Origin of the sequence: Tritonibacter sp. SIMBA_163 (assembly GCF_046535935.1) — a bacterium.
GTDB lineage: Bacteria > Pseudomonadota > Alphaproteobacteria > Rhodobacterales > Rhodobacteraceae > Epibacterium > Epibacterium scottomollicae.
Window position 1 is genome coordinate 1 of record NZ_JAWJBP010001024.1, and the last position, 247, is coordinate 247.

The following is a 247-nucleotide window of genomic DNA, read 5'->3' on the forward strand; positions in this document are numbered from 1 at the left end:
GGCGACTTCCCGTCGAGTGTCATCAGGGCTGCGGAGAAGCCAACCGTCAGCAGCGTGTAGATCGACTGCTCTCCGAGTGTCGGCGTGCCGCCGGCCAGCGCGCCGCCGTTCATGGCGTGGCGCACGAGCACCGCCGCCGTCATCAGCACCATCAGGGAGGCGAGCGCCTGCAGGAAGTTGCGGGCCCGCAGATCCGGCCAGTGACGCAGCTGATAGGCAGCCACCACCGACAGCAGCGCCGGGATGC

General features: G+C 69.2%; 1 protein-coding gene. It reads right to left on the reverse strand.

What is annotated here, in order from left to right; genetic code table 11:
* Positions 1-247, reverse strand: a 247-nt coding sequence (locus R0J92_RS25435; protein WP_411053732.1) for a hypothetical protein, incomplete at both ends; no start/stop codon positions are given.